The organism is Pseudomonas sp. Pf153 (assembly GCF_001269775.1).
GTDB lineage: Bacteria > Pseudomonadota > Gammaproteobacteria > Pseudomonadales > Pseudomonadaceae > Aquipseudomonas > Aquipseudomonas uvaldensis.
On record NZ_LHVL01000009.1, the window covers coordinates 270,731 to 297,090 of the forward strand.

General features: G+C 62.0%; 27 protein-coding genes. 16 read left to right on the forward strand and 11 right to left on the reverse strand.

Going from position 1 to position 26,360, the window contains the following annotated elements; translation table 11 throughout:
• Positions 1-5: 5 nt before the first annotated feature.
• From tssK to tagH, 3 genes are all read right to left on the reverse strand, one after another.
• The gene (gene tssK / locus AD666_RS06240; protein ID WP_053148801.1) at positions 6-1,340 is read right to left on the reverse strand and encodes a type VI secretion system baseplate subunit TssK; all 1,335 of its coding nucleotides are present in this window, start codon (positions 1,338-1,340) and stop codon (positions 6-8) included.
• Between the two features lie 15 nt (positions 1,341-1,355).
• Positions 1,356-1,862 carry a type VI secretion system lipoprotein TssJ gene (tssJ, locus tag AD666_RS06245; RefSeq protein ID WP_053148803.1) on the reverse strand — a complete coding sequence of 169 codons (507 nt, stop codon included), beginning with the start codon at positions 1,860-1,862 and terminating at the stop codon, positions 1,356-1,358.
• A gap of 63 nt (positions 1,863-1,925) precedes the next feature.
• Positions 1,926-3,422: a type VI secretion system-associated FHA domain protein TagH gene (gene tagH / locus AD666_RS06250; protein WP_053148806.1), complete on the reverse strand. Its 1,497-nt coding sequence runs from the start codon at positions 3,420-3,422 to the stop codon at positions 1,926-1,928.
• A gap of 430 nt (positions 3,423-3,852) precedes the next feature.
• Between tagH and tssA the strand changes: the two genes are divergently transcribed.
• The 12 genes from tssA to AD666_RS06310 all read left to right on the forward strand — a co-directional run bounded on the left by tssA (position 3,853) and on the right by AD666_RS06310 (position 17,255).
• A complete protein-coding gene (tssA, locus tag AD666_RS06255) occupies positions 3,853-4,881 on the forward strand; it encodes a type VI secretion system protein TssA (RefSeq protein WP_053148811.1) in 1,029 nt (342 codons plus the stop codon).
• Between the two features lie 81 nt (positions 4,882-4,962).
• Positions 4,963-5,469: a type VI secretion system contractile sheath small subunit gene (tssB, locus tag AD666_RS06260; RefSeq protein ID WP_003177230.1), complete on the forward strand. Its 507-nt coding sequence runs from the start codon at positions 4,963-4,965 to the stop codon at positions 5,467-5,469.
• Between the two features lies 1 nt (position 5,470).
• The gene (tssC, locus tag AD666_RS06265; RefSeq protein WP_053148814.1) at positions 5,471-6,967 is read left to right on the forward strand and encodes a type VI secretion system contractile sheath large subunit; all 1,497 of its coding nucleotides are present in this window, start codon (positions 5,471-5,473) and stop codon (positions 6,965-6,967) included.
• A 210-nt stretch (positions 6,968-7,177) separates the two neighbouring features.
• Positions 7,178-7,666: a type VI secretion system tube protein Hcp gene (locus tag AD666_RS06270; RefSeq protein WP_053148816.1), complete on the forward strand. Its 489-nt coding sequence runs from the start codon at positions 7,178-7,180 to the stop codon at positions 7,664-7,666.
• 81 nt (positions 7,667-7,747) lie between these two features.
• Positions 7,748-8,197, forward strand: a complete 450-nt coding sequence (locus tag AD666_RS06275) for a type VI secretion system amidase effector protein Tae4 (protein WP_053148820.1) — start codon at positions 7,748-7,750, stop codon at positions 8,195-8,197.
• Positions 8,198-8,208: 11 nt separating this feature from the next.
• Entirely contained in the window at positions 8,209-8,634 is a 426-nt protein-coding gene (locus AD666_RS06280; RefSeq protein ID WP_256222494.1) for a hypothetical protein, read from the forward strand.
• On the forward strand, positions 8,628-9,140 hold the full coding sequence (tssE, locus tag AD666_RS06285; RefSeq protein WP_053148829.1) for a type VI secretion system baseplate subunit TssE: 513 nt from the start codon (positions 8,628-8,630) through the stop codon (positions 9,138-9,140). The genes AD666_RS06280 and tssE overlap by 7 nt, the downstream gene beginning before the upstream one ends.
• Entirely contained in the window at positions 9,137-10,996 is a 1,860-nt protein-coding gene (gene tssF, locus AD666_RS06290) for a type VI secretion system baseplate subunit TssF (RefSeq protein ID WP_053148832.1), read from the forward strand. Before tssE ends, tssF begins: the two co-directional genes overlap by 4 nt.
• Entirely contained in the window at positions 10,960-12,012 is a 1,053-nt protein-coding gene (tssG, locus tag AD666_RS06295) for a type VI secretion system baseplate subunit TssG (protein WP_053148835.1), read from the forward strand. Before tssF ends, tssG begins: the two co-directional genes overlap by 37 nt.
• Positions 12,005-14,695, forward strand: coding sequence for a type VI secretion system ATPase TssH (tssH, locus tag AD666_RS06300; RefSeq protein WP_053148838.1), 2,691 nt, complete (start codon positions 12,005-12,007; stop codon positions 14,693-14,695). The genes tssG and tssH overlap by 8 nt, the downstream gene beginning before the upstream one ends.
• Before the next feature lie 169 nt (positions 14,696-14,864).
• Positions 14,865-16,802 (forward strand): type VI secretion system Vgr family protein, encoded by a 1,938-nt coding sequence (locus AD666_RS06305; RefSeq protein WP_053148841.1) that lies wholly within the window; start codon positions 14,865-14,867, stop codon positions 16,800-16,802.
• Positions 16,803-16,820: 18 nt separating this feature from the next.
• On the forward strand, positions 16,821-17,255 hold the full coding sequence (locus AD666_RS06310) for a DcrB-related protein (protein WP_053148844.1): 435 nt from the start codon (positions 16,821-16,823) through the stop codon (positions 17,253-17,255).
• Between the two features lie 20 nt (positions 17,256-17,275).
• Here the strand turns inward: AD666_RS06310 and AD666_RS06315 are convergent, their stop codons facing one another.
• The 4 genes from AD666_RS06315 to AD666_RS06330 are packed head-to-tail and all read right to left on the reverse strand — an operon-like array spanning position 17,276 to position 19,759.
• The gene (locus AD666_RS06315; RefSeq protein WP_053148847.1) at positions 17,276-17,707 is read right to left on the reverse strand and encodes a GTP pyrophosphokinase; all 432 of its coding nucleotides are present in this window, start codon (positions 17,705-17,707) and stop codon (positions 17,276-17,278) included.
• Entirely contained in the window at positions 17,704-17,937 is a 234-nt protein-coding gene (locus tag AD666_RS06320; RefSeq protein WP_053148849.1) for a hypothetical protein, read from the reverse strand. The genes AD666_RS06315 and AD666_RS06320 overlap by 4 nt, the downstream gene beginning before the upstream one ends.
• Positions 17,927-19,300: a PAAR domain-containing protein gene (locus tag AD666_RS06325; RefSeq protein WP_053148852.1), complete on the reverse strand. Its 1,374-nt coding sequence runs from the start codon at positions 19,298-19,300 to the stop codon at positions 17,927-17,929. The genes AD666_RS06320 and AD666_RS06325 overlap by 11 nt, the downstream gene beginning before the upstream one ends.
• Before the next feature lie 24 nt (positions 19,301-19,324).
• Complete coding sequence (locus tag AD666_RS06330; protein ID WP_053148855.1) at positions 19,325-19,759, reverse strand: DcrB-related protein; 435 nt, start codon at positions 19,757-19,759, stop codon at positions 19,325-19,327.
• A 229-nt stretch (positions 19,760-19,988) separates the two neighbouring features.
• Between AD666_RS06330 and AD666_RS06335 the strand changes: the two genes are divergently transcribed.
• Positions 19,989-21,500, forward strand: coding sequence for a hypothetical protein (locus AD666_RS06335; RefSeq protein WP_053148858.1), 1,512 nt, complete (start codon positions 19,989-19,991; stop codon positions 21,498-21,500).
• 99 nt (positions 21,501-21,599) lie between these two features.
• On the opposite strand, the gene AD666_RS06340 is transcribed toward AD666_RS06335, so the two are convergent.
• The 3 genes from AD666_RS06340 to AD666_RS06350 form a co-directional block, all read right to left on the reverse strand.
• Positions 21,600-21,872 carry an HU family DNA-binding protein gene (locus AD666_RS06340; RefSeq protein WP_053148861.1) on the reverse strand — a complete coding sequence of 91 codons (273 nt, stop codon included), beginning with the start codon at positions 21,870-21,872 and terminating at the stop codon, positions 21,600-21,602.
• A gap of 190 nt (positions 21,873-22,062) precedes the next feature.
• The gene (locus AD666_RS06345; protein ID WP_053148864.1) at positions 22,063-23,211 is read right to left on the reverse strand and encodes an NAD(P)/FAD-dependent oxidoreductase; all 1,149 of its coding nucleotides are present in this window, start codon (positions 23,209-23,211) and stop codon (positions 22,063-22,065) included.
• Between the two features lie 24 nt (positions 23,212-23,235).
• Positions 23,236-23,403 (reverse strand): rubredoxin, encoded by a 168-nt coding sequence (locus AD666_RS06350; RefSeq protein WP_053148867.1) that lies wholly within the window; start codon positions 23,401-23,403, stop codon positions 23,236-23,238.
• Between the two features lie 196 nt (positions 23,404-23,599).
• On the opposite strand from AD666_RS06350, the gene AD666_RS06355 reads away from it, so the two are divergent.
• Together AD666_RS06355 and ubiA are read left to right on the forward strand one after the other, a co-directional pair.
• Entirely contained in the window at positions 23,600-24,163 is a 564-nt protein-coding gene (locus tag AD666_RS06355) for a chorismate lyase (RefSeq protein WP_053149697.1), read from the forward strand.
• On the forward strand, positions 24,163-25,053 hold the full coding sequence (gene ubiA, locus AD666_RS06360) for a 4-hydroxybenzoate octaprenyltransferase (RefSeq protein WP_053148871.1): 891 nt from the start codon (positions 24,163-24,165) through the stop codon (positions 25,051-25,053). Before AD666_RS06355 ends, ubiA begins: the two co-directional genes overlap by 1 nt.
• A 76-nt stretch (positions 25,054-25,129) precedes the next feature.
• Here the strand turns inward: ubiA and AD666_RS06365 are convergent, their stop codons facing one another.
• Positions 25,130-25,516, reverse strand: coding sequence for a hypothetical protein (locus AD666_RS06365; protein WP_053148874.1), 387 nt, complete (start codon positions 25,514-25,516; stop codon positions 25,130-25,132).
• 152 nt (positions 25,517-25,668) lie between these two features.
• On the opposite strand from AD666_RS06365, the gene phoB reads away from it, so the two are divergent.
• Entirely contained in the window at positions 25,669-26,358 is a 690-nt protein-coding gene (gene phoB / locus AD666_RS06370; RefSeq protein ID WP_053148877.1) for a phosphate regulon transcriptional regulator PhoB, read from the forward strand.
• Positions 26,359-26,360 lie beyond the last annotated feature (2 nt).

A 26,360-nucleotide genomic window follows, 5' to 3' on the forward strand; every position in this document is an offset into this window, starting at 1 on the left:
GCGAATTATCCTCGGATCGCCCAGAAGGCCAGGTTCAGCCCAGGGAACTGGCCGGCGATGTGGAACGCGAAACCGCCAGAGTTGCTCAGCTGTTTCCAGTGGTCACTGCCCCGGTCGAGTTCGTAGTAAGTGGAACCGGCGTGGTACGGCAACTGCCGTGGCGCCACCGGCAACGGCAGCAGGCCGATGCCCGGCAGCTGCAGATTGACCAAATCACGGATGTGCTCCACCGAACCGACCTTGCTCTGCTGCCCGAAGCGGCCGCGCAGGGTTTCGGCAGGCACATCGGCGCGCACCACGAGGATGAAGCTGGCGCTGTCGAGCAGGGTCTTGTCGGCCAGCATCGCCACGTGGATGCCGTAGGCTTTCTCGACAATCGGGATCGGCGTCGCCTTGCTGTCGATCAGCATCGACAGGGCTTCACGCAAGGCTTGCATCACCGGCGTGAAACTCAGCACCAGGTCATCGTGCTGGTACTGCGGGTATTCCTGTGGTCGTCGTCCGGACGCCGTGAAGGTGGAGAATTCCCCGGCCAGCGCCACCAGCTCGCTGTAGAGCCGCTCGGGGTGCAGCGGGCTCAACTGGCTCAAGTGCTGGACCAGCGGTTGGGCGCGGTTGACCAATTGCAGCAGCATGAAGTCGGCGATTTCCGAAGCACCGCCGGCACCGGAAGCCACTACGCGTCCGGCCAGGGCTTCGCCGCGCTGGTGCAGCAGGCCCAGCAGTTCACTGCGGAACGCGGCCAGCGGTTTGGAAGCGGCCACATCCAGCACGGGCGGGATGTAGCTGTCGTCGAGCACCAGGGCGCGGTCGGCGCGTTTTTCCTTGATGCGCACCACACCGACGGCAGCGTAGTCGCCGATGCCATCCTGGGCCGTCAGCAGGCGCAAGGCCCTCGACCCCAAGGCCACCGGCGCACGGTTCTCGAACGGCGCGTTGTCGTCGCGCACCTCGCACACCTGGCTCACGTAGCGGGCCGCGCCGAGCTCTTCGCCTTCATCGACGGTGTCACGGGCACCGGCACGCTTGAGCGGCAGGGCCAGGTACACCAGGCCATCGCGCAGGTCGTCCTCGACGTTCAACGGCGTCGGCGCCACGTCGTCCTGGGGAATGTTGAAGGGCGTGCCGTCCGGCAACAGGCCCCGCGCCGAAATGATCGCCAGCTTGCCTTGGGCCAGCAGGCCCTGGTCGATCAGCAATTCGGAGAAACCCCAGGCGCCGGCCGATAAAGGGCGGCTGCGGGCGTCGATGAGGTTTTCCAGGTAACGGTCATGCTGCTGGAAGTGCTGCGTTCCAATGAACATGCCTTCCGACCAGACCACACGATTGTTCCAGGACATGGGGGCTCCGATTGCTTATTGGGCAGGGCTGGATGGGGGAACGACGACGTCGCTGCGCACGGCGCGCACGTCGAGGCTGATCTGGTATTCGGTGTACTGGCGCGCCGGGACATTCAACACCGTGCGCCACTGCGACCGGTCCAGCTCGCGATAGCCCACCAGGATGCCGATGAACCGGGTCGACGGATCGAGATCGCGTTGCAGGCTCAGTTGCTGATCGGGGTGGACCAGCACTTCGTCCTGGTCGATCAGGTCGGCGCCCAAGGTCGCCTGGGCCCGTTCGGCCAGGGCGAAGTAATCGGCACGGCCGAAGGAGGCGGCGTTCTTCAGTTCGAAAATACGCACCCGGACCGGGGCCGGCTGGCCAGTGGCGCCGGGGTTGAGGCCGGCAATGGAATGAAAATGCAACTCGACGGCGGCGGTATCGGCCTCAGCCTCTTCGGGCTGGGTTTTGGCCGTGTCCTTGGCGCACGCGGTCAACAGAAGCGCGGTGGCGACTGCGAAGAAAAACCTGGGAATCATCCTGCGTCCTCAATGACGTTTGAGCTATCCGTTGTTTGATTGATGGAGGGTTATGGGCGTCGTTCAGCGACGTCGCTGTCGTGTGCTGTGCTCTTCGTAGGCACGGCTGAATTCTCGACCGAACAGGTCCTGGAAATCCTCCTGGGCTTCCCGGGAAATATTGCTGTAGAGCTCAGTAAACTGCTGCCAGTACTGGGCCTGACGCGAGCCGCTGAATATAGTCGACAACCCGCCGGGCTTGCCCATGCGCTCTTCCAATTGCGTCGGCTCGAAACGCGCCAGCAGATGTTTGATGGCCGCCTCCACGCCGGCCATGACGGCCAGTTGGTGGGCGCGCAGGTCGTCGAAGCTGTCGCGCACGGCGGCGTCCGGCGCCATGAACGCCTGGTTGCCATGACGCAACAGCAACAACAGCGCTTCGTCGACGTTGGGGGCGAATTTCAGCGGATTGTTTTCTACTGGCTGGATCATCGTTTGCTGAATGCGGAACTCACCCTTGAGGCTGCTGCGGGCCCGCAAGACATCGATCAGGCCCTCGACCATCAGCCGGTAGCTGCGGCCGATGTTTTCCATCTGTGCCTCGGCCTGCGCCTTGTCCAGGCGCAACTGATCCAGCCCGGCGCCGCGCAGGAAGGCTTGCAGCAGATCGGGTTCGCCGGCATCGACCGGCCGGGCAGGCGCGACGGGTGGCTCGACCCGGGAGACCGGCGGTTCACGAGGCGGCGCGGGTTCAGCCGGCAGGTTGGGCTCCAGCACTCTGATCTCATGTGCGTTGAAATCAGGCACCGCAATTTCGGGCACGGGGATTTCAGCGGCCGGTATTGGCGGTACCGGGATCGAGACGGGCTCGACCACGGGCATTGACGTGACAGGAGGCGGTGCGACGGGCGCAGGCTTGTCACTGAACAGGTCCCAATCTTCCGGAATCACCGGGGCAGCCGTCATCGCCACAGGTTCGACCACGGGCGGTGGGCTGGGACGCGGCACCGGCGTCGGCGGGCGGAAATCGTGCTGTTGAGCCGGTACGTGATCAGGCTGGGTTGCCGGAGGGACACTCGGCGGTGTGAGGAAATCGAACAGGTCGGGCATCGTGTCCATGGCCGACACGCCTTGGAATTGCGCTGGCGATACAGCGGGGATCGACTGAGGTGTATTCACGGCGGCGCTCTGGCGCCCCATCAACGCTTCAAAGCTGCTCGGTGCTTCTGCGAAGGGGTTGCTGTCAGTGACCGGCAGGTTGAAATCGACGCGCGCCTGGATCTCGTAATCACCAATACGGATAATTTCGCCATCCTGCAGCAGCTCGCTGTTGCCTTTACGCAGGCGAACACCGGCCTTGACCAATTCCACGCCATTAGTGCTGTTATCGGTTAAGTAATATCGCCCGTCTCTGCATTGAATGACGCAATGTTTACCGGACACCAGGCGCTCGGGGTCTGGTAATACCCAGTCATTATCGGAATTGCGGCCAATTGCCATCACCCCTTGATCCAGTGTCTTCTCAGAACACTGGCCGGGGGTAATCTTGTGATAACTAGTGATAGTCAAACACAGCGGCATCTCGCCTCCTTGCTGAACACTTCTTATACATCGTCGCGCTCGGGCGAATCGAGGGCATTTCGTCCCGACGACCGCCGTCCAAAATCCTGGGAAACAGCCACGAAACGGCTTTTTGCCAGCATGATGGCTGATATTAACCGGCCTGCATGACAAAAAGCCTGTCCCGGCACCCTTCTCGACCCGCCAGTCGTACGGGTTGTTAAGCGCCTCACAACTGTAACAGACCGGAAATAGCTTACCTTGACAAGCGATAAGTACTACACCAAAAATGCACAACTTCTTGAATATGAGTGATGGCACTTTAAGATCATTCAGCATCTAAACGGCCATTACCCTCAGGAATATGCAAAGTTTGATGCGCGATTCCACCCGGAACTTGCGTATGCACGGCCCGACTGTCATTCAGCGGGCGATAGGGAGATCGATCCAAGTGGATGTGCCTTTGTTGCTCGCCGCCGTTTCCGCGACCTCACCTTGCGGTGAAGACCTGGAATATGACGCGGACTTTTTGCGCCTGGAGCGTGAATCCCGAGGCCAGCCCGAACGCAGCATGGGCGACTCGATCCTTCCTGCCGAACCCCCTGAGTGGCGCAGCATCCAGCAGCAGAGCCTGGACTTGTTGCAGCGCAGCAAAGACCTGCGAATCACCCATTTCCTGCTACAGAGTTCTCTGGCCCTGGAAGGCATTCCGGGGCTGGCGCGCGTACTGACGTTGATCAGCGAACTGCTCAAGCAATACTGGGCCGATCTGCATCCACGCCTGGACGCCGATGACGACAATGACCCCACGGTACGCATCAACGCCCTCACCGGCCTGACGTCCGATGTCACTATCCGACTGTTGCGCGAGAGCATTCTCGTCCGTTCGCGCGCCTTCGGTACGATCACCCTGCGCGCCGCCGCCAACGCCAGTGGCCTGCAAAGTTTCGCCGACGAAAGCCTCGGCTCCGAACAACTCGCCGGAGCGCTGCTCGACAGCGATCCCGAGCAACTGGAAAACACCCGGGCGGCCCTGCAGGAGGCCCGCAGCGCCGCCGAAGCCATCGAGCAGCAGGTCAGCGATCAGGTCGGTTCCGCCCAGGGCGTGGACCTTGGCCCGCTGAAACAACCCCTGAAGATGGCCTTGCAGATTCTCGGTCAGCAGAGCGGCGACAGTACCCTTTCCGATGCTGTCTCCAGCGACAGCTCCCCGTCGACTCAACACGCCGATGCGCCGAGCGCGCCGCGCAACACCGGCACAAGCACTGTCAGCGGTGAAATCAACAACCGCGACGACGTGTTGCGCAGCCTGGACCGGGTTCTCGCTTACTACACCCGTCATGAGCCCTCCAGCCCCCTGCCGGTGCTGTTGAATCGGGCCAAGCTTCTGGTTAACGCCGACTTCGCGACCATCGTGCGTAACCTGATTCCCGACGGCATGAGTCAATTTGAAAACCTGCGCGGCCCAGACAGCGAATAAAAGCGAGCGGATCACGCAGTCACGTCACCGGTACCGCCGGATGACGCCAACACCGTCGCTCAAGCGACCAGGAGCAGCAACGTGGCGAAGCAAAGTTCTCAGAAGTTCATCGCGCGCAACCGCGCGCCTCGAGTGCAGATCGAGTACGACGTCGAGCTCTACGGCGCCGAGAAAAAGGTCCAGTTGCCCTTCGTCATGGGGGTTATGGCTGACCTCGCCGGCAAGCCCGCCGAGCCTCTGGCACCCGTGGCCGATCGCAAGTTCCTCGAGATCGATGTCGACAATTTCGACTCGCGCCTCAAGGCCATGCAACCGCGCGTAGCCTTCCATGTACCCAACGAATTGACCGGCGAAGGCAACCTGAGCCTGGACCTGACTTTCGAAAGCATGGACGACTTCAGCCCGGCGGCCGTGGCCCGCAAGGTCGACTCGCTGAATAAATTGCTCGAAGCGCGCACCCAACTGGCCAACCTGCTGACCTACATGGACGGCAAGACCGGTGCCGAAGAAATCATCATGAAGGCGATCAAGGACCCAGCGCTGTTGCAGGCCCTGGCGAGCGCGCCGAAGCCAGCACAGGATCAATGACATGACTGACAATACAGCCCGCGAAGGCGCCCAGAACCTGGGCGCGACACAAGAAACCAGCGAGTTCGCGTCCCTGCTGCTGCAAGAATTCAAGCCCAAGACCGAGCGCGCCCGCGAAGCGGTGGAAACCGCCGTGCGCACTCTGGCCGAGCAGGCCCTGGCGCAGACCGACCTGGTGTCCAACGACGCCATCAAGTCGATCGAATCGATCATCGCCGCCATCGACGCCAAGCTCACCGCCCAGGTCAACCAGATCATCCACCACCCGGACTTCCAACAGCTGGAAAGCGCCTGGCGTGGTCTGCACTACCTGGTCAACAACACCGAGACCGATGAGCAGCTCAAGATCCGCGTGCTCAACATCTCCAAGACCGACCTGCACAAGACCCTGAAGAAGTTCAAGGGCACCGCGTGGGACCAGAGCCCGATCTTCAAGAAGATGTACGAAGAAGAATACGGCCAGTTCGGCGGCGAACCTTATGGCTGCCTGGTGGGCGACTACTACTTCGACCAGTCGCCACCGGACGTGGAACTGCTGGGCGAGCTGTCGAAAGTCTGCGCCGCCATGCACGCTCCGTTCATCTCCGCGGCATCGCCGACCGTGATGGGCATGGGCTCGTGGCAGGAACTGTCGAACCCACGCGACCTGACCAAGATCTTCACCACTCCGGAATATGCCGGCTGGCGCTCGCTGCGTGAGTCGGAAGACTCGCGCTACATCGGTCTGACCATGCCGCGCTTCCTGGCGCGCCTGCCGTATGGCGCCAAGACCGACCCGGTGGAAGCCTTCGCTTTCGAAGAAAACACCGACGGCGCCGACAGCTCCAGGTACACCTGGGCCAACGCCGCCTACGCGATGGCGGTGAACATCAACCGCTCGTTCAAACACTTCGGCTGGTGCTCGCGCATCCGTGGCGTGGAATCGGGCGGTGAAGTGGAGAACCTGCCGGCCCACACGTTCCCTACCGATGACGGTGGCGTGGACATGAAGTGCCCGACCGAAATCGCCATTTCGGACCGCCGTGAAGCGGAACTGGCGAAGAACGGCTTCATGCCGCTGCTGCACAAGAAGAACACCGACTTCGCCGCGTTCATCGGCGCCCAGTCGCTGCAGAAACCGGCCGAATACGACGATCCGGACGCCACCGCCAACGCCAACCTGGCCGCGCGTCTGCCGTACCTGTTCGCCACCTGCCGTTTCGCCCACTACTTGAAGTGCATCGTGCGCGACAAGATCGGCTCCTTCAAAGAGAAGGACGAGATGCAGCGCTGGTTGCAGGACTGGATCCTCAACTACGTCGACGGTGACCCGGCGCACTCCACCGAAACCACCAAGGCCCAGCACCCACTGGCGGCGGCCGAAGTGATCGTCGAAGAAGTCGAGGGCAACCCGGGGTACTACAACTCCAAGTTCTACCTGCGCCCGCACTACCAGCTCGAAGGGCTGACCGTGTCGCTGCGCCTGGTATCGAAACTGCCTTCGGCCAAGGGCGCGTAAACAGAGGTTTTGTTGGAGAGGGCTCGCTCCTGTGTGGGAGCGGGCTTGCTCGCGAATACGGTCGATCAGCCAACATTGATGTCGACTGACCCGACGTATTCGCGAGCAAGCCCGCTCCCACAGGTTCTGTGTCCTGACTGACATTCAAATAGATTTCGCAAGGTCAGCGTCAACCAAACAATGTGGTTAGAAACCACACAGGGAGAAAACATGGCTGTTGATATTTTCATCAAGATCGGCGACATCAAGGGCGAGTCCATGGACAAGGCCCACAAGGACGAGATCGACGTCCTGAACTGGAGCTGGGGCATGTCCCAGTCCGGCAACATGCACATGGGCAGTGGCGGTGGCGCGGGCAAGGTGAACATCCAGGACCTGTCGTTGACCAAGTACGTCGACAAGGCCTCGCCAAACCTGATGATGCACTGCGCCAGCGGCAAGCACGTCGACAAGGTCAAGCTGACCGTGCGCAAGGCCGGCGGCGAGAGCCAGGTCGAGTACATGATCATCAACCTGGAAGAAGTGCTGATCACGTCCCTGAGCACCGGCGGCTCGGGCAGCGATGACCGCCTGACCGAAAACGTCACCCTGAACTTCGCCAAGGTGCTGGTGGACTACCAGCCGCAGAAAGCCGACGGCACCAAGGAAGGCGGCCCGGTCAAGTTCGGCTGGAACGTGCGTCAGAACGTCAAGGTGTAATCGAACACGCCCCCGGTGCCACGCGCCGGGGGTGTTTGGTACTTGCTCGAATCCAATCCTCTACAGCGCGGTATCTGAGTCATGGCCAAGCCTTCGTTTATCAATTTGTGGAACAGCTATCCGCCCTACCCGTCGGCGACGCCGGCCTGCGACGGCCCCTGGATCAATCAGTGCGCCATTCGCATGAGTATCGCCTTGTGTGGCGAACGGACGTTGCCAGTCAACTCCTCGACTTATACGCTCGACCCTCGATGCGCGCATGGGCACGCCCGTGGCGCGGAGTCACTAGCGAACTGGTTATGGAAAAAAAGCCAGCTCGGCCCACCCAAGATCTACACCAACAGCGTGGCTGACCGTACGACGCTGATGGGCAAGACCGGCATCATTTTCTTCAAGGATTGCTACCAGCAAAGCAGCGATACGGCCGGTCGACCTACCGGCGACCACATTGACCTGTGGAACCGTGGCCTGACCAAGAGTGGAGACTTGTTCGCGAGGTCCAAGGCCGTCTGGTTCTGGGAGCTTACCTGATGCGCAGCCCAATGTTCCTTTCGGCGCTGACGGCAAGCTTCGTCAGCCTGAGTGCATGCGCCGGGCAGGACACTGCCGCTGTTGCCGCGCCGACCCAGGCAGTTTTCGTCGGACAGCCGATAAGTCTGGTCAATGATCAAGGTCGCTGCACACTTGTCAAATCTGACCAGAGCCGCCTGACACTCGATATGGAATGGCCTTGCCAGTTCAGCCTGGGTTCCGATAAGCAGTTGCGCGTGGAGATGTTCAATCAAGTTCCGATCTTCACCGTTGAACGCAGCGAGCATATGCCAGCCCCCAGCCGCGATTGTCTGACCAAACTCCAGGCGGTGCGCCAGATCAAGGGAACGATGGAAGTCTCGCAAGTGAGCCAGTTCGCCTCCTGCGGGCCGGGTCACTGGGACCAGAAAATGTACGTGGCGCCCTTTACGTGGTAACCGAAATCGCCACCCGCGATCGCCTGCAACCGTCCCTGCTGGACCGGTTGACCGACGACGACCCGACCAACCCCAAGGAAAGCGCCGATAAGCGCGTGCTGTCGCTCACCCAACTGAAAGCCTCGGTGCTGCGTGACCTGGCGTGGCTGCTCAACACCACCTGCTTGCTCGGCCACGACGCCACGTTGCATACCCCGGCGGGGACGTCGGTGGTGAATTTCGGACTGCCGGCACTGGCCGGCAACAGCGCGTCGAACGTTGACGTCCCGGCCCTCGAAGCACTGATCCACCAGGCCATCGCCACGTACGAACCGCGGATCCTGCGCCACACCCTGCGGGTGCGGGCCAGGGCGACGGCGGAAATGAACCACAACGCCCTGAGCTTCGAAATCGAAGGCGACCTGTGGGCCCAGCCGGTGCCCCTGCGCCTGATGCTGCAAACCGACCTGGACCTGGAAACCGGCCATGTGCGGGTGGTCAACGCCGACCAGCGGAGGCGCTCATGAATCCGCGCCTGCTGGAGTTGTACAACCAGGAATTGCACCACGTGCGCGAAAGCGCGGCGGAGTTCGCCAAGGAATACCCCAAGATCGCCAGTCGGCTGACGTTGTCCGGAATGGACTGCGCCGACCCGTACATCGAGCGCCTGCTCGAAGGCTTCGCCTACCTGACGGCCCGAGTGCAGCTCAAGCTCGATGCCGAATACCCGACTTTCACCCACAACCTGCTGGAAATCGCCTACCCGCATTACCTGGCGCCCACGCCGTCGATGACCGTGGTGCAGATGCAGGCCGATCCGGATGAAGGTTCGCTGAGCAGCGGCTTCGAGCTGCCTCGCGACAGCGTGCTGCGGGCGGCACTGGGACGGGAAACCCAGACCTGCTGCGAGTACCGCACCGCCCATGCGGTGACGTTGTGGCCGTTGCAAGTCAGCCAGGCCGAGTATTTCGGCAACCCGTCCACCGTGCTCGGGCGCCTGGCCGCCAGCGAGCCGAAGGCCAAGGCCGGTCTGCGCCTGACCCTGCGCACCGGTGCCGAACTGCCGTTCAACAGCCTGGCCCTGGACAACCTGCCGCTGTACCTCAGCGGCGCCGACGAACAGCCTTTCCGCCTGTATGAACAATTGCTGGGCAACGCCTGCGCGGTGTTCGCCCGCCAGCCCGGCGGCAACTGGGTAGAACGCCTGCCACAGGACGCGCTGCGGTCCCGTGGCTTCGACGATGCGGATGCGGCACTACCGGTGGTGCCACGGGCCTTCCAGGGCTATCGCCTGCTGCAGGAATACTTTGCCCTGCCCCAGCGCTTCCTGTTTGTCGACTTCACCCAGCTCAGCCGAGCGGTCAAGCGCTGCGACGGTCAGGAGTTGGAATTGATCGTGCTGTTCGACCGCCACGATCCGAGCCTGGAAGGCAGCGTCGGCGTTTCGCAGTTCCTGCCGTTCTGCACCCCGGCCATCAACCTGTTTCCCAAGCGCCTGGATCGCATCCACCTGTCGGAACGGGTCAACGAACACCACGTGATCGCCGACCGCACCCGGCCGATGGATTTCGAAGTGCACTCACTGAGTACCCTCACCGGCCACGGTACCGGGCCGGAGCAACCGTTCCTGCCGTTCTACGCGGTACGCGACCCGTCCCGTTATGGCCGCGACCTGGCGTACTACAGCGTGCGCCGAGAGCCGCGGGTATTGTCCAGCGATCAGCGACGCAACGGTCCGCGTTCGACCTACGTCGGCAGCGAAACCTTTGTCAGCCTGGTGGACAGCCACCAGGCTCCCTATCGCCACGACCTGCGCCAACTGGGCGTGACGGCGCTGTGCACCAACCGCGACCTGCCGCTGTTCATGAGCGTGGGCAACGGCAAGACCGACTTCACCCTGGCCGACAGCGCGCCGGTCGGGGCCGTGCGCTGCGTGGCCGGCCCAAGCCGCCCACGGGCCAGTCACGCTCACGATGCCAAGGCCTGGCGGCTGATCAGCCAGTTGTCCTTGAACTACCTGTCCCTGAGCGAGCAAGGCCAGGGCGCCGCGGCGCTGCGCGAACTGCTGCGCCTGTATGGCGACAACAACGACGCGGCGCTGCAATTGCAGATCGAAGGTCTGCGGGAAGTCAGCAGCAAGGCCTGCACCCGACGCCTGCCAATGCCCGGCCCGATCGTGTTCGGTCGCGGCTTGGAGATCACCCTGGAATTCGATGAAAACGCGTTTCGCGGCACCGGCGTGTTCCTGCTCGGCGCCGTGTTCGAACGCTTCCTGGCACGCTACGTGTCGATCAACAGTTTTACCGAGACGGTGATCCGTACCACCGAACGCGGCGAGATCATGCGATGGAAAGCCAAGCCCGGACGTCGTCCGACCCTGTGAGTACCCTGGACGCCATGCGCCAGGAGCCCTGGGAATATGACTTCTTCCAGGCCTTGCGGCGTATCGAATGCGAATCTCCCGAGCTGCCGCGCCTGGGCCATTCCGTGCGCCTGGCCGATGACCCGCTGCGCCTGGGGCAGCAGCCCGAATGCACCTTCGCCCCGGCCACCCTCGCGTCGGTACAACCGGGTGCCGACGGCACGCCGGCGCGCCTGGAGCAGTTCTTCTTCGGCCTCGGTGGCCCCAACGGCCCGATGCCGTTGCACATCACCGAATATGTGCGCGAACGCCAGCGCAACCACGCCGACAGCACCAGCAAGCGTTTTCTCGACGTGTTTCATCATCGCCTGCTCAGCCTGTTTTACCGGGCCTGGGCTGAAGCGCGACCGACCGTCAGCCACGACCGACCGGATGATGATTATTGGTCGGCGCGCCTGGCCGCCCTCAGTGGCCGCGGCATGCCTAGCCTGCTCAATCAAGGCCTGATTCCGGATACGGCTAAGCTGCACTACAGCGGCCACCTGTCGGCACAGACCCGCTACCCGGACGGTTTGAAGGCGATTCTCAGCGAGTACTTCGGTCTGCCGGTGGAGATCGAGGAATACGTCGGCCAATGGCTGGAACTGCCCGAGCGCAGCCGCGTAGGCGTCAGCGCCAACCAGTTGGGCACCGACTTTTGCCTCGGCCGCTATGTGTGGGATCGCCAGCACAAATTCCGCATTCGCCTGGGGCCGCTCAAGCTCGTCGACTACATGGGCATGCTCCCCGGCCAACAGCCGTTCAACGAGCTGGTGGCCTGGGTCGCCGAATACTTGGGGCACGAACTGGACTGGGACCTGAACCTGGTCCTGGAACAGCCTGAAGTCCCGGCGCTGCAACTCAACGGTCGCTTCCGCCTGGGGTTCAATACCTGGCTGGGCCGGCCCGAAACCGATGCCAACGATTTAATACTGGCCCGGCATTACGCCGAACAGGCCAACACCTCACAGACCTCAAGGAGCCATGAGCATGGGTGAAATCAGTCGCGCCGCGTTGTTCGGCAAACTCAACAGCGTGGCTTACAAAGCCATCGAAGCCGCCACCGTGTTCTGCAAGTTGCGCGGTAACCCCTATGTGGAACTGGCCCACTGGTTTCACCAGTTGCTGCAGTTGCAGGACTCGGACCTGCACCGCATCATCCGCCAGTTCAACGTCGAGCCGGCGCGCCTGGCCCGCGACCTGACCGATGCCCTGGACCGCCTGCCACGCGGCTCGACGTCGATCACCGACCTGTCGTCCCACGTGGAAGAAGCCGTAGAACGCGGCTGGGTCTACGGCAGCCTGATGTTCGGTGAAAGCCAGGTGCGCACCGGTTATCTGGTGATCGGTATCCTCAAGACCCCGAGCCTGCGCCACGCGCTGCTGGGCTTGTCGTCGGAGTTCGACAAGGTCAAGGTCGAGACCCTGAGCGAGCGTTTCGACGAGTACATCGGCGACTCGCCGGAAAACGCCCTGACCGCCAGCGACGGTTTCAACGCCGGCAGCGTGCCCGGCGAAGCCAGCGGTGCCATGGCCCCCAGCGCCATGGGCAAACAGGAAGCGCTCAAGCGCTTCACCGTCGACCTGACCGAACAGGCCCGCAGCGGCAAGCTCGACCCGATCGTCGGCCGCGACGAAGAGATCCGCCAGTTGGTGGACATCCTTATGCGTCGCCGGCAAAACAACCCGATCCTCACCGGCGAAGCCGGCGTGGGCAAGACCGCCGTGGTCGAAGGCTTCGCCCTGCGCATCGTCGCCGGCGACGTGCCGCCGTCCCTCAAGGACGTGGAACTGCGCAGCCTCGACGTCGGCCTGTTGCAGGCCGGCGCGAGCATGAAAGGCGAATTCGAACAGCGCCTGCGCCAAGTCATCGAAGACGTCCAGGCCTCGCCGAAACCGATCATTCTGTTTATCGACGAAGCCCACACGCTGGTGGGTGCCGGTGGCGCCGCCGGCACCGGTGACGCGGCCAACCTGCTCAAGCCGGCCCTGGCCCGTGGCACCCTGCGCACAGTGGCCGCGACCACTTGGGCCGAGTACAAGAAGCACATCGAAAAAGACCCGGCGCTGACCCGCCGTTTCCAAGTGGTGCAAGTCGCAGAGCCGTCGGAAGACAAGGCGCTGCTGATGATGCGCGGCGTGGCCTCGACCATGGAACAGCACCACCAGGTGCAAATCCTCGACGAAGCCCTGGAAGCCTCGGTCAAGCTGTCCCATCGCTACATTCCGGCGCGCCAGTTGCCGGACAAATCCGTGAGCCTGCTGGACACCGCCTGCGCCCGCGTCGCCATCAGCCTGCACGCCGTGCCGGCCGAGGTGGATGACAGTCGTCGGCGCATCGAAGCGCTGGAAACCGAACTGCAGATCATCGCGCGCGAGCATGCCATCGGCGTGGTCATCGGCACTCGCCAGACCCAGACTGAAAGCCTGCTCAGCGCCGAGCGCGAGCGTCTGGCCGAACTGGAAAGCCGCTGGGCCGAAGAGAAAGCCCTGGTGGACGAACTGCTCGCCACCCGCGCCACCCTGCGCGAGCGCGTCGGCGTGGTGGACAGCGAAGCCGCCAGCGAAGCTTCCGACAACGAAAGCCACGCCCTGCGCGAGCAACTGGTGGATCTGCAACAGCGCCTGACGGCCCTGCAAGGCGAGACCCCGCTGATCCTGCCGACCGTGGATTACCAGGCCGTGGCGTCGGTGGTCGCCGACTGGACCGGTATCCCGGTGGGCCGCATGGCCCGCAACGAACTGGAAACCGTGCTTAACCTCGACCAGCACCTGAAAAAACGCATCATCGGCCAGGACCATGCCTTGCAGATGATCGCCAAGCGCATCCAGACCTCACGCGCCGGCCTGGACAACCCGAGCAAGCCGATCGGGGTATTCATGCTCGCCGGCACCTCCGGCGTGGGCAAGACCGAAACCGCCCTGGCCCTGGCCGAAGCCATGTATGGCGGCGAGCAGAACGTCATCACCATCAACATGAGCGAGTTCCAGGAAGCCCACACCGTGTCCACCCTCAAGGGCGCGCCACCGGGCTACATCGGCTACGGCGAAGGCGGCGTGCTGACCGAAGCGGTGCGGCGCAAACCCTACAGCGTGGTGTTGCTGGACGAAGTGGAAAAAGCCCACCCGGACGTGCACGAGATCTTCTTCCAGGTGTTTGACAAAGGCGTGATGGAGGACGGCGAAGGCCGGGTGATCGACTTCAAGAACACCTTGATCCTGCTGACTACCAACGCTGGCACCGAGTTGATCGCCGACGTCTGCAAAGACCCGCAAAACGTGCCTGAGCCGGAAGAAATCGCCAAGGCCCTGCGCCAGCCGCTGCTGGAAATTTTCCCGCCGGCGCTGCTGGGTCGCCTGGTGACGATTCCGTACTATCCGCTCAGCGACGAGATGCTCAAGGCCATCACCCGCCTGCAGCTCAACCGCATCAAGAAGCGCGTGGAGAACACCCACAAAGTGGCGTTCGACTACGACGACGCGGTGATCGACCTGATCGTCTCCCGTTGCACCGAGACCGAAAGCGGCGGTCGCATGATCGACGCCATCCTGACCAACAGCCTGCTGCCGGACATGAGCCGTGAATTCCTGACGCGCATGCTTGAAGGCAAGGCGCTGGCGGGCGTACGGATCCGTGCGGTGGACAACGAATTGCAATACGATTTCAGCGACGCGGCCTAGCGACGGGAAGAAGACGATCAATGTGGGAGCGGGCTTGCCCGCGAATGCAATCTGTCAGCGACATCACAGTCGACTGACACACCGCTTTCGCGAGCAAGCCCGCTCCCACAAGTCGATCCGGTTCCGGCAGATAAAACGCGACGCAGTCCCTACAACGACGAGATAACCGATGTTATTCAACCAAGCCTCACGCCTGGCCAAAATCACCAGCCCCCTGGGGCCCGAGGTGCTGCTGCTCAAGGACATGGGCGGCGGTGAAGAGTTAGGAAGGCTGTTCAACTATGAGTTGCAGTTGCACTCGCTGGACAACGCCATCGACCTCAACCAGGTGCTCGGCAAGCCCATGTGCGTGAGCATGCAGCTGGACGGCGGTGGCGAGCGGCATTTCCACGGCATCGTGGCCCGCTTCAGCCAGAACGTCGACCAGGGCCAGTTCGCCAGTTACCAAGCCACGCTGCGGCCCTGGCTGTGGTTGCTGACCCGGACCTCCGATTGCCGGATCTTCCAGAACCTGACCATCCCGCAGATCATCAAGCAGGTGTTCCGCGACCTGGGCTTCTCGGATTTCGAGGACGCCCTGAGCCGCCCCTATCGCGAGTGGGAATACTGCGTGCAGTATCGCGAGACCAGCTTCGATTTCGTCAGCCGCCTGATGGAACAGGAAGGAATCTATTACTTCTTCCGCCACGAACAGGGCCGTCATGTGCTGGTGCTGGCGGACGCCTACGGCGCCCACGCCAAGGCGCCCGGGTACGAATCGGTGCCCTACTACCCGAAGAATGACCAGCATCGCGAACGCGATCACATTAACGGTTGGCACCTGGCCCAGGAAGTCCAGCCCGGCTCCCTGGAGCTCAACGACTATGACTTCCAGCGCCCCAGCGCCCGCATCGATGTGCGCTCGGCCATGCCGCGCCCGCACGCCGCCGGCGACTATCCGCTATACGACTATCCCGGCACCTACGTGCAAAGCGCAGACGGCGAACACTACGCCCGCACCCGTATCGAAGCCTTGCAGACCCAACATGAACAAGTCGAGCTGGCCGGCAACGCCCGGGGCCTGGGCTCGGGGCATCTGTTCAGCCTGACCGGCTTCAACCGCCAGGACCAGAATCGCGAATACCTGATCGTTGGCGCTCGTTACTACCTTTCCCAGGAAAGCGGCGAAACCAGTGTCGGCACCCCTTCGGCCCAGTTCGAAAGCAGCCTGACCTGCATCGACGCCCAGCAAAGCTATCGCCCGTTGCCCATCACCCACCGCCCCGTCGTCAAAGGGCCGCAAACCGCGCTGGTGGTCGGTCCCAAGGGCGAGGAAATCTGGACCGACCAGTATGGCCGGGTGAAGGTGCATTTCTATTGGGACCGTCACGACCAGTCCAACGAGAACAGCTCGTGCTGGATTCGCGTGTCGCAGGCCTGGGCCGGGAAAAACTGGGGCTCGATGCAGATCCCGCGCATCGGTCAGGAAGTGATCGTCAGCTTCCTGGAAGGCGACCCCGACCGCCCGATCATCACCGGTCGCGTCTACAACGCCGAACAGACCGTACCCTACGACCTGCCCGCCAATGCAACTCAGAGCGGTATGAAAAGCCGTTCGAGCAAGGGCGGCACGCCTGCGAATTTCAACGAAATCCGCATGGAAGACAAAAAGGGCGCCGAGCAGTTGTACATCCATGCCGAGCGCAACCAGGACATTGTGGTCGAGGTGGATGAAAGCCATTCGGTGGGCAACGACCGCAACAAGAGCATCGGCCACAACGAGACGGTGACTATCGGCAACAACCGCCTGCGCATCGTCAAGCAAGAGGACATCCTGTCCGTAGGCCAGCGCAAGACCGACAGCATCAGCCAGAGCTATGTGATCGAGGTGGGCGAAAACCTGCGCCTGGTGTGCGGTGAAAGCATCCTGGAGCTCAACGCCAGCGGCCAGATCAACCTGACGGGCGTGCAGATCAGTTTCTATGCCAGCGGCGATGCCGAGTTCAACACCGGCGGCGTGCTGCACCTGAACAACGGCGGCGGCCCCGGCGCCACGCCTGATGGTCAGGGCGTGAAAGCCAGCATCGACGCCAACATCAAGGCCGCGTTCCCGTCGTCCAAGGGCTAATTCCGAGATCCATGCGCCATGACTTACCGCATCAATGAGTTCCAGTTCCAGTTGCCGCCCGGCGAATTGCTCGACGCGACGATCAACATCCTCAAATTCCCTGAGCTGGGCACCTCGTTGATCGTCAGCCGCAGCCTGCTGGCTGAAGGCGAAACCCTGCAAAGCAACCTCGACGCCCAGTTGGCGCGCCTGGAAAAACAGGTCCAGGACCTGCGCTGCCAACCCGGCGTCGCCGTGCGCCTGGGGCCCCACCAGGACGTCGAAGGCATCGAGCTGCGCAGCCAGTTCAACAAGGGCACTGAAAAGGTCTTCCAGTACCAACTGGCCCTGGTCCTGCCCGGTACTCGCAAGCTGCTGGCGCTGAGTTATGTGAAAGCCGAAAAGCTCGGCGATGCCGAAGCCGCGCATTGGGCGACGATCAAGGGCTCACTGGTTTTCGACAGCCCGGCCTGAGCACCTTGTTGGATCCTGCGCTACAACCCAAGCGGCGTTTGCAAGTAGAGTAATGCCCGATGATATTTTGCAGCGCGCTCCAGATCCTTGTCGCGCACCACGGGCAGTCGGGTTAGATCGAGGTTGTCACGGATGTCCGCGATCTTCACTTTGGTCGCCAGCGGATTGGGGCGAATCCGGGCAATGAACTGTTCGTACGATTCGCCCGGGCGCTTGCTCAGGCAATCGATAGCGATCACGGCCGTCTCTGGAATACCGAGCGCACGCAACTCATCGAGGGTGACATCGCCGTCTTCGACCACATCGTGAAGCAAGCTGACCAGCTGTTCTTCAAGCCCCTCGAACGCCATCATCAGGCGCAGGGGGTGAAGGATGTAGGGTTTGCCCGCTTTGTCCACCTGGCCCGCGTGGACCCGTGCAGCCAGGGCGATTGCAGCATCCAGAATGCTCATCGGCGCTCGAAGCCTTTCTCGTATTCTTCTTTGGAAATCTCACGGCCGTACAAGATTGCATCGTTGTACAGCCGGTTATCCGCCGGTACTGGCCGGTCGCTTTCAGCCGCTCCGTAGAATTTCACGAAGACCGTTTTGGTGCGATGGTCCCAGCGGTAGGTCACCTCCTCGAAGTCGTAATCCAGAAACACATCCCGGCTCGCGAAGGCGCTCAGATCCTTAATTCCCACCGTTCCCCCTTATCGCGTCGTAATAGGCTTTACTCTTATCCGCAATAGCTTGCGCCTCCGGGCTGGCCTTGTCCAAGACCCGGAAGTCCTCGTAATACTTATGACCCAGCCCTCCAGGTACCCCGGTTTTAGCGGCAACGGCATTATAGGTGTCGTCCCCCAGCAGTGCCCGGGCCAGCGGTTCCGGCTCTTTGGCATAGATCATTTCCGGCGAGTTCACCTGGATTTCCCCCGGTATGCCCGCACGGGTTGGCAAGGTCGAGTTAACGCCGCTGTAGCCCATTTCATTGGTGGCGCCTTCAATGACCTTCACGTTCGCGCCTCGCTTGCCAAGCTCCGTCGCAACGGCGCTGATCTGGTCGGACTCGACGATGATCGTGTTGCGTGCCAGGTCCTTGATCCGGGTCGCATCCCCACCGTAATCGTTATCGATTTTCTGTCGGGCACGCGCCTCGGATTTGATCGGTGCCTTGGCGACCTTGCCTCCATACTGGGCAGCGATCTCATCGGCGACGGCATCGATTTCCGCTTTGGCTGCCGGTGCCTTTGCGTAAACCTCTTCAAACGTCTTGGGCGCCTTGGGCGGGGTGGCTGGCTTGCCCAGCTTCGCCAACTTCGGCCCTATGCCCAGCAAAGCCATCCCCGCCACACCCTGCAACAGGTCGCGATAACCCGGCCCCAGGCGATCGCCCAGCTCGCCCAGCAGGGCCATGCCGCCCATCGCAGCGGCACCTATGGCAACGGCGGTGGCCAGGGCAGCGGCCCCTGCCATGGCGGCCAGTACCAGTGCAGCCCCCGCGGCCAGCATCCCCAACGCTTCGAGACCGGTGTGCAACCAGCCTTCGAGGTCGAGCACAAACGCCACGGACACCGTGGGCCCGCCAATGAACGTGTTGGAACTGCCGGTCTTGATGTGCGCGCCGCACACCATCTTGCTCTGCAAGCGCGCGGCCGGCTTGCCGTTGATGAAGACGGTGGCGCTGCCTTCGGCGATCAACACCGGGAACGGCCAGATCGGATGGTTCATGGGCAAGCCGGTACAGCCGGCCGCCGTGTCCATGCCAGCGCGCATCGCATTGCGCCGGTTGATCTGGACATTCAGGCTGCCCATGATCAACGCCCCCGTCGTGGGCTCGGGCAGGTTGAAAATCGTGTTCAGGCCCTTGAGGATCTGGAACATCGACAGGCCGCCAGCGGCAATCGAACCGGCCATGATCGCCAACGCCACGCCACCGGTCGCCACGGTGGCCGCCACCACCGCGGCACCGATCAACGCCCCCGCGACGGCGCCCGCCACCATCGCGGCGACACCAAAACCGTGGGCTATTTCATCGCCAAGACGCGCAGCGGCCAGCATATCCATTGCGTTGTGATCTTCCCGGAGTGATCAAGCGGTCTGAGGCAGGACCTTAAAAGAATGCATCGCCGCCTTCCAGGCCGGCTCGTGATGAATCAGGTCGTTCGGCGTGGTCGTCAGCGTGGTGATCAACCCCACGGGCTGGCGGTCGATGAACACCTGGCGCAGCATCAACTCGCGACCCTCGCGCTGCCAGCTGTAATCGAGCAGCACGGCGGCATAGCCATGGAGCAAGAAGTCCCAACGCTTGATCAGGTTGAAACCGGGCAATTGTTGTTCCGCGCTCGCCAATTGCTGAGCCACGTAGTCATCGAACGGCGTGTCGCCCCGGCTCGGGTCACGGCTGATGACGAAACTGGCTTCCTTGGCACCGCCCACGGCAGGCAACTTGAAGATATTGATGCTCTGGTCATGCCAGTTGTCAGGAATATCGAGATCGGCTTCTTGAAGGCGATAGAGCGTCATGATTCGGATCGTTTCCAGGCAAGAGAGAGGCTTTGGCAAGCGGCAGATCTTCAAGCAATGGATGGTAACAATCAAGGCACCCAGGCGAGTCATTTTCCGGGCCATGACCCCCGTCTCACTTTGCATCGCCTTTGCGCACGATCACTCGTAAGCACCGCGTCGTCCTGGCATCGTATGCCCTGTCCAAGGCTAAGATGGGCACATACTCTATCAAAGGGAAGCAGGCGCGATGCCACCTGGTTTTGATCCGCTGATCCATATCGATTGGAAAACCCCGGGCGGCGAGTTGCTTGCGCTGTTCCAACATTACTACCCCGATATCGACGTCTTTTCCGGCCCGCCTTTCGAAGCGCTGTTGGATGAGCTTGCCAACGAAATGCCGGAGGTCTGTTTCCAGGCGCTGGCAGGCGTCCTCACGCGCCAGGGCTACGATCTCTGGAACCTGGACGCCGGTGGCGATGATTATCGACCGGTCATCGTTGCGGCCGATCAGCGCGAGGCGTTTGCCAGCCATTGGCAGGACCGTGCCGCGGAACTGCCCCTCAGCCCGACGTTGATCGAGCCGCCCACGCCTGCCCGCTCAAATCGCAAGAAAACCAAGCCCAGACGCAGCAAGCTCAATTGGCTGCAGGACGTGCATGACTATCCCGGCCCCACCTATGTCCATGAATACAACTACCGCAACGGTTGGGCTGCCGTCACCGAGCAGGACGACGATCAGTGGTTGTGCTTTCTGATCGATTACAACCCCTGGCCACCCACCGAACAGGACATGCTCGAACACCGCAACGACAGGGTCGATGGCGCCGATCTGACGCTCATCGATGCCAGTGCTCAAGGCAGCGTCTGGAAACGACGGGTCAAAAAAGGCGACTACAGCTCGGAGGATCGCTATCAGTACGAAATCCGCCAAGGCGAGACTGTCCGCGCCTTCGGCCCCTGCGGGATGGAATGGCCAGAGTTCGAACAGCCCTGCGTAGTGCTCGACGATGAACTATTCGAACGCCAGCGCATTTACCAGCCAGAGCCTTTGACGCGTATCTGGCGGATCACGGCCCACGGCAGTGAAGTGATCTTCGAACACCCGGATGAACTCACCCTCCTGCCCATCGGGTCACGCCGCTTGCTGTTCATGCAGCACAACGGGCCGGCGTGCTGGATCTGGCATCAGGACATCGGGCAGCCCGCCCTGCCCGCCAAACCAATGCCAGTGGTTGATGGCTATATCCTTAGGGCTTCGAGCGCGTACCTGGGGGGCGATGAAGTCCTGTTGTTCAGCGAAGACAAGCGACCCAACCTCGAAGACCCGCGCTTTCACGAGACGGTGCTGTTGGCGTGGCGCTTCAACGTGGTAACCGGGACCGCAACGAAGGCGGTGCTGGACGGCTTCGGCAGCGAGCTGCGCCAGGACACGCGCCTGCTCGTCACGCAACCCAAGCAGGTGATCACGCTGCGTACGTTTCACGGCAAGATCCATGTGTCCCGCGGACATGGCGATTGGTGGGTCTGGAATTACGAGACCCAGACATTCGGCTCCCACACCCTGGCCTGGTTCTGGAACCAGAGCAGCCATCAGGTGCTGAAGCTGTCTTCCCAGGATATCCGGCGCATCAAACCGCAGATTCGTTATTTGCCGACGCAGGATCGCTACCTGGCGTTCGAAACGGAGTTCGTCGCCCGGCTGCCATCGTTCACCGACATGCTTGACGACAAGGGCTGCGATCTCCTGGTTTTCGATTGACGCGAGCGGTGGGCATCAAAATAAAAAAGGGTACCCGATTTACCGGCGTACCCTTTTTACTACCCTTTTTTCCTCTGAACGAGGGCCCCGGGGCAATGATTAATTCACCTGATCCTTCAGGTACTTGCCCGGTTTGAATGCAACGGTATTGCTGGCCTTGATTTTCACTGGCTCACCGGTTTGCGGGTTCTTGCCGGTGCGGGCGCCGCGGTGGCGTTGCAGGAAGGTGCCGAAACCTACGAGGGTAACGCTGTCCTTGCGGTGCAGGGCGCCGGTGATTTCTTCGAGGACGGCGTTGAGGACCCGGTTGGCCTGTTCCTTGGTGAGGTCTGCTTTTTCCGCGATGGCGGCGGCGAGTTCTGGTTTACGCATGAATGAAGCCCCTTTGACGATTTTTTGTTGTTATGTCTGGACTGGTCTCATGGGAACAGCCCCTAAGGCACCGCAGGCTCTACTCTGCGGCAGACCGGAGTGAGGATGGCACGGGGCCGAGGACGACGCCAGTACCCGAGCGACCTTTGCGAGACCAAAAGTAGGGTTTTTGCGACAGAACGACCAGTATTTACGCCAACAAGGGCGGAAGTTCCTTGTTCAGCGCCAGTTTCTCCATCACCGCCGCACCGGTCAGGGCATAGCCCAGCAGGTTACCTTGGGCATCGCGACACAACGCCTTGATGTCGCTGCCCTGCCCTTCTACACGCCACTCACCTTCGCGCCCCCGTGGTGGAGGCGAGACCACCAATGGACACACGGGCGTCTTGACGGTGATCGGCATCGGGCCATAGCTGACGGCGGTCGGGTTGCCGGCCAGGGTCTGGGCCAGGGCACGAGCGCAGCTCATCAACGGCATGACGTACAACAGGTTCAAGCCATCGACCTCGGCGCAATCGCCCAAGGCATAGATATTGGCATGGGAAGTCTTCAGGTGACGGTCAACCACCACACCGCGATTGACCACCAGACCTGCCGCGGCCGCCAGATCGATGCGCGGACGCAAGCCGATGGCCGAAACCACCAGGTCGCAGGCAATCACTTGCCCATCGGACAGGTGCGCCTCCAGCCCGTCGGCCACCCGTTGCAGGCGGTTGAGCACCGGCCCCAGGTGGAAGCGCGCCCCGAGGCTTTCCAGGCCGGCCTGCACTGCCGTGGCAGCGGCCGGGTGCAGCAGCGTCGGCATGACTTGCTCGCACGGCGCCACCAGGTGCACTTCGTAGCCACCGAGGATCAGATCGTTGGCGAATTCGCAACCGATCAGGCCGGCACCGAGCAGCAGGACACGGCGCTTGCCGACGGCCGCCGCTCGAAAGCGCGCATAGTCTTCCAGGTCATTGATGGGAAAGATCAGGTCAGCGGCATCACCCTGCACTGGCACGCGCACGGTTTCGGCACCCCAGGCCAGGATCAGGTCGCGGTAGTTCACCGCTTCCTCACCGATCCACAAGCGCTTGTGACCCGGGTCGATGCCGCTGATGCGGGTGTGGGTCCGTACCTCGGCCTTCAGTTGCTCGGCCATGGCCCCCGGCTCGGCCATGCTCAGGCCATCGGCGTCCTTGTTTTTACCAAAGCCCGTGGAGAGCATCGGCTTGGAATAAGAGCGACCATCGTCGGCGGTAATCAGCAGCAACGGGGTGTCGCTGTCGAGCTTGCGAAACTCCCTGGCGAGGTTGTAGCCGGCCAGGCCGGTACCGACGATGACGACAGGTGCGCTCATGTTGCTCTCCTTTTCAAGAAATGATCAGTTGATTTCGATCATTTCAAAATCCATTTTGCCCACACCGCAGTCCGGGCAAAGCCAGTCTGCCGGCACGTCTTCCCAGCGCGTACCAGGGGCGATGCCATCATCCGGCCAACCCTCGGCTTCGTTGTAGATCAGGCCGCAGACGATACATTGCCACTTCTTCATTCAGGTACTTCCTCAGGTGTCAGGCATTTGCCGGCATGCTTGGGTCATTTTGCAGCTGCCCTTCCGGCTCAGGGCGTTTTGTACTGATCGATCGCGACAGATGCAAGCATGATCGGCGCGACGTGGGCCGGGCCAGGCAAAACCGCCGGTCGACATGGTAAGCTCGCGGCCTCCTTTGCTGCCAATCCAGACCCCCGTGCCGCATACAAATTCGATATTTCCTACACTTCAATGGCGGCCCCGGCACTTGCTGTCGCCCCGCCCCGATGCCTGCGTGCTCGACTGGCTGTTCGACGAAGGCTCCCTGACCCGGCGCCTCATGCGTTTGTCCGATGAGCGCTTCAGCATAACGCCGGTCTTCGAAGGCTGGCAGCCGTTGCGCGCCGACGAATGTGTCGCACTGGACCTGCCGGAAGGCAGCGAAGGCTGGGTGCGCGAAGTGTACCTGCGCGGTCATGGCGAGCCCTGGGTGTTCGCCCGCAGTGTGGCGGCGCGCAGCGCGTTGCAGGGTGACGGCTTGCAGCTGGACGAATTGGGCAGCCGCTCCCTGGGAGAGCTGCTGTTTTGCGACCAGGCGTTCCAGCGCGGCGACATCGAGGTCTGCCATTACCCCGAGCCGTGGCTGCCGGTGGAAATACGCGCCCCTGAGCTGTGGGGCCGGCGTTCACGCTTCGACCGCGGCACGTTGAGCGTGCTGGTGGCGGAAATCTTTCTGCCGCGCCTGTGGAGTGTCGCCCGCGCCTATTCGGAGACTTGCTGATGTACCTGCAACTGCTCAAATCCCTGAATCGCCTGAACCCACGGGCCTGGGACTTCCTGCAACTGACCCGCATGGACAAGCCCATCGGTATTTATCTGCTGCTGTGGCCGACCCTGTGGGCGCTGTGGATTGCCGGTGAGGGATCGCCCTCCCTTGCCAACATCGTGATCTTCGTCCTCGGTGTGGTGCTGACCCGGGCGGGCGGTTGTGTCATTAACGATTGGGCCGACCGCAAGGTGGACGGCCACGTCAAGCGCACCGAACAACGCCCACTGGTGAGCGGCAAGATCAGCTCGAAAGAAGCGCTGGTGTTTTTCGCCGTCCTGATGGCCGTGAGTTTCCTGCTGGTGCTGTGCACCAATGCGCCGACCATCCTGCTGTCCCTCGGTGGGCTGGCACTGGCCTGCACTTATCCGTTCATGAAGCGCTATACCTATTACCCACAAGTGGTGCTGGGCGCGGCGTTCTCCTGGGGCATGCCGATGGCGTTCACCGCCGAAACCGGCCACCTGCCGGCGGCCGCCTGGCTGCTGTACATCGCCAACCTGCTCTGGACGGTGGGTTACGACACTTACTACGCGATGACCGACCGCGACGACGACTTGCGGATCGGCGTGAAATCCACGGCGATCCTGTTCGGCGATGCCGACCGGGTGATCATCCTGACGTTGCAGGGCCTGGCACTGGGCTGCCTGCTGTTGGCCGGAGCGAAATTCCAGCTGGGCGGCTGGTTCCACCTGGGGCTGGTGGCCGCCGCCGCGTGTTTTGCCTGGGAGTTCTGGTACACCCGTGGCAAGGACCGGATGCGCTGCTTCAAGGCGTTTTTGCACAACCACTGGGCCGGGCTGGCGATTTTCGTGGGGATTGTGCTGGATTATGCGTTGCGCTGATCCAGCGGTGAATATGGGGCTCATGAAAACCTTTGTGGCGAGAGACTTGCTCCCTCGCCACAGAAGCGTCTTCCCGTCAGTCAGCCTTGACGACGTGCCAAACGCCGCCTTTACCGTCACCGGTCGGCTTCTCTCCCTTCTTGTCCATGGCGTAGGTGTAGATCGGCTTGCCTTCGTAGGCCCATTGTTGCTTGCCATCTTCGCGGGTGATCAACGTCCACTCGCCCACGGGCTCGGCGCCATTGTCAGCCATCAGCGGCGGCCAATTCTTGGCGCATTGGTCGTTGCACATCGATTTGCCGCCCGAGTCTTTATCAAACGTATAAAGCGCCATGCCCCCGTGGTCCGTCAGCACATGATGCTTTTGATCGACCATCGCCGGCTCAGCCGCATACGCCATCGCCGGCAACGCCAGGGCAGCCATGAGCGCCAGCGCCTTGGTGGTTTGGGTGAAGTAAGTCATGGAAACCTTCTTTTGTGGTTGTCAGGATTCGGACTGAAAAGCTTAGTCCAGGATCCGTTTCGCTGCCGGAAGGCGGAATATCTGTCACACGACTGCAATAATTCCGTTATCTAATGCGGCGCAAGACAGTTAAATGACAAGAGGATTACCCCATGGTTGGCAGGAGCATTCTGATCGTCGACGACGAGGCGCCCATCCGCGAGATGATCGCCGTTGCGTTGGAGATGGCCGGCTATGACTGCATGGAAGCAGAAAACTCTCAACAGGCTCACGCGATCATCATCGACCGCAAGCCCGACCTGATCCTGCTGGACTGGATGCTGCCCGGCACGTCCGGCATCGAGCTGGCGCGACGCCTCAAGCGCGACGAGCTGACGGGTGACATTCCGATCATCATGCTCACCGCCAAGGGCGAAGAGGACAACAAGATCCAGGGTCTGGAAGTCGGCGCCGACGACTACATCACCAAACCTTTCTCCCCACGGGAGCTGGTGGCACGCCTGAAGGCCGTACTGCGTCGCGCTGGTCCCACCGATGGCGAAGCGCCGATCGAAGTCGGCGGCCTGCTGCTCGACCCGATCAGCCATCGGGTGACCATCGACGGCAAGCCCGCCGAGATGGGCCCTACCGAATACCGCCTGTTGCAGTTCTTCATGACCCACCAGGAGCGCGCCTACACTCGCGGACAATTGCTGGATCAAGTCTGGGGCGGCAACGTCTATGTCGAGGAGCGGACCGTGGATGTGCACATCCGCCGTCTGCGCAAGGCCCTCGGCGACGCCTACGAGAATCTGGTACAAACCGTGCGTGGCACCGGTTATCGTTTTTCGACGAAGGCCTGATC

Excerpts from the sequence above, each read along its gene's own strand:
- AD666_RS06310 (WP_053148844.1), top strand. The coding sequence starts at position 16,821 with ATGACTTACCGCATCAATGAGTTCCAGTTCCAGTTGCCGCCCGGCGAA.
- tssG (WP_053148835.1), top strand. The coding sequence starts at position 10,960 with ATGGAAAGCCAAGCCCGGACGTCGTCCGACCCTGTGAGTACCCTGGAC.
- AD666_RS06325 (WP_053148852.1), bottom strand. The coding sequence starts at position 19,300 with ATGGATATGCTGGCCGCTGCGCGTCTTGGCGATGAAATAGCCCACGGT.
- tssJ (WP_053148803.1), bottom strand. The coding sequence starts at position 1,862 with ATGATTCCCAGGTTTTTCTTCGCAGTCGCCACCGCGCTTCTGTTGACC.
- tssC (WP_053148814.1), top strand. The coding sequence starts at position 5,471 with ATGACTGACAATACAGCCCGCGAAGGCGCCCAGAACCTGGGCGCGACA.
- AD666_RS06335 (WP_053148858.1), top strand. The coding sequence starts at position 19,989 with ATGCCACCTGGTTTTGATCCGCTGATCCATATCGATTGGAAAACCCCG.
- AD666_RS06315 (WP_053148847.1), bottom strand. The coding sequence starts at position 17,707 with ATGAGCATTCTGGATGCTGCAATCGCCCTGGCTGCACGGGTCCACGCG.
- tssF (WP_053148832.1), top strand. The coding sequence starts at position 9,137 with ATGAATCCGCGCCTGCTGGAGTTGTACAACCAGGAATTGCACCACGTG.
- AD666_RS06350 (WP_053148867.1), bottom strand. The coding sequence starts at position 23,403 with ATGAAGAAGTGGCAATGTATCGTCTGCGGCCTGATCTACAACGAAGCC.
- AD666_RS06275 (WP_053148820.1), top strand. The coding sequence starts at position 7,748 with ATGGCCAAGCCTTCGTTTATCAATTTGTGGAACAGCTATCCGCCCTAC.
- AD666_RS06280 (WP_256222494.1), top strand. The coding sequence starts at position 8,209 with ATGTTCCTTTCGGCGCTGACGGCAAGCTTCGTCAGCCTGAGTGCATGC.
- tssK (WP_053148801.1), bottom strand. The coding sequence starts at position 1,340 with ATGTCCTGGAACAATCGTGTGGTCTGGTCGGAAGGCATGTTCATTGGA.
- ubiA (WP_053148871.1), top strand. The coding sequence starts at position 24,163 with ATGTACCTGCAACTGCTCAAATCCCTGAATCGCCTGAACCCACGGGCC.
- tagH (WP_053148806.1), bottom strand. The coding sequence starts at position 3,422 with ATGCCGCTGTGTTTGACTATCACTAGTTATCACAAGATTACCCCCGGC.
- phoB (WP_053148877.1), top strand. The coding sequence starts at position 25,669 with ATGGTTGGCAGGAGCATTCTGATCGTCGACGACGAGGCGCCCATCCGC.
- AD666_RS06270 (WP_053148816.1), top strand. The coding sequence starts at position 7,178 with ATGGCTGTTGATATTTTCATCAAGATCGGCGACATCAAGGGCGAGTCC.
- AD666_RS06345 (WP_053148864.1), bottom strand. The coding sequence starts at position 23,211 with ATGAGCGCACCTGTCGTCATCGTCGGTACCGGCCTGGCCGGCTACAAC.
- AD666_RS06340 (WP_053148861.1), bottom strand. The coding sequence starts at position 21,872 with ATGCGTAAACCAGAACTCGCCGCCGCCATCGCGGAAAAAGCAGACCTC.
- AD666_RS06330 (WP_053148855.1), bottom strand. The coding sequence starts at position 19,759 with ATGACGCTCTATCGCCTTCAAGAAGCCGATCTCGATATTCCTGACAAC.
- AD666_RS06305 (WP_053148841.1), top strand. The coding sequence starts at position 14,865 with ATGTTATTCAACCAAGCCTCACGCCTGGCCAAAATCACCAGCCCCCTG.
- AD666_RS06365 (WP_053148874.1), bottom strand. The coding sequence starts at position 25,516 with ATGACTTACTTCACCCAAACCACCAAGGCGCTGGCGCTCATGGCTGCC.
- tssH (WP_053148838.1), top strand. The coding sequence starts at position 12,005 with ATGGGTGAAATCAGTCGCGCCGCGTTGTTCGGCAAACTCAACAGCGTG.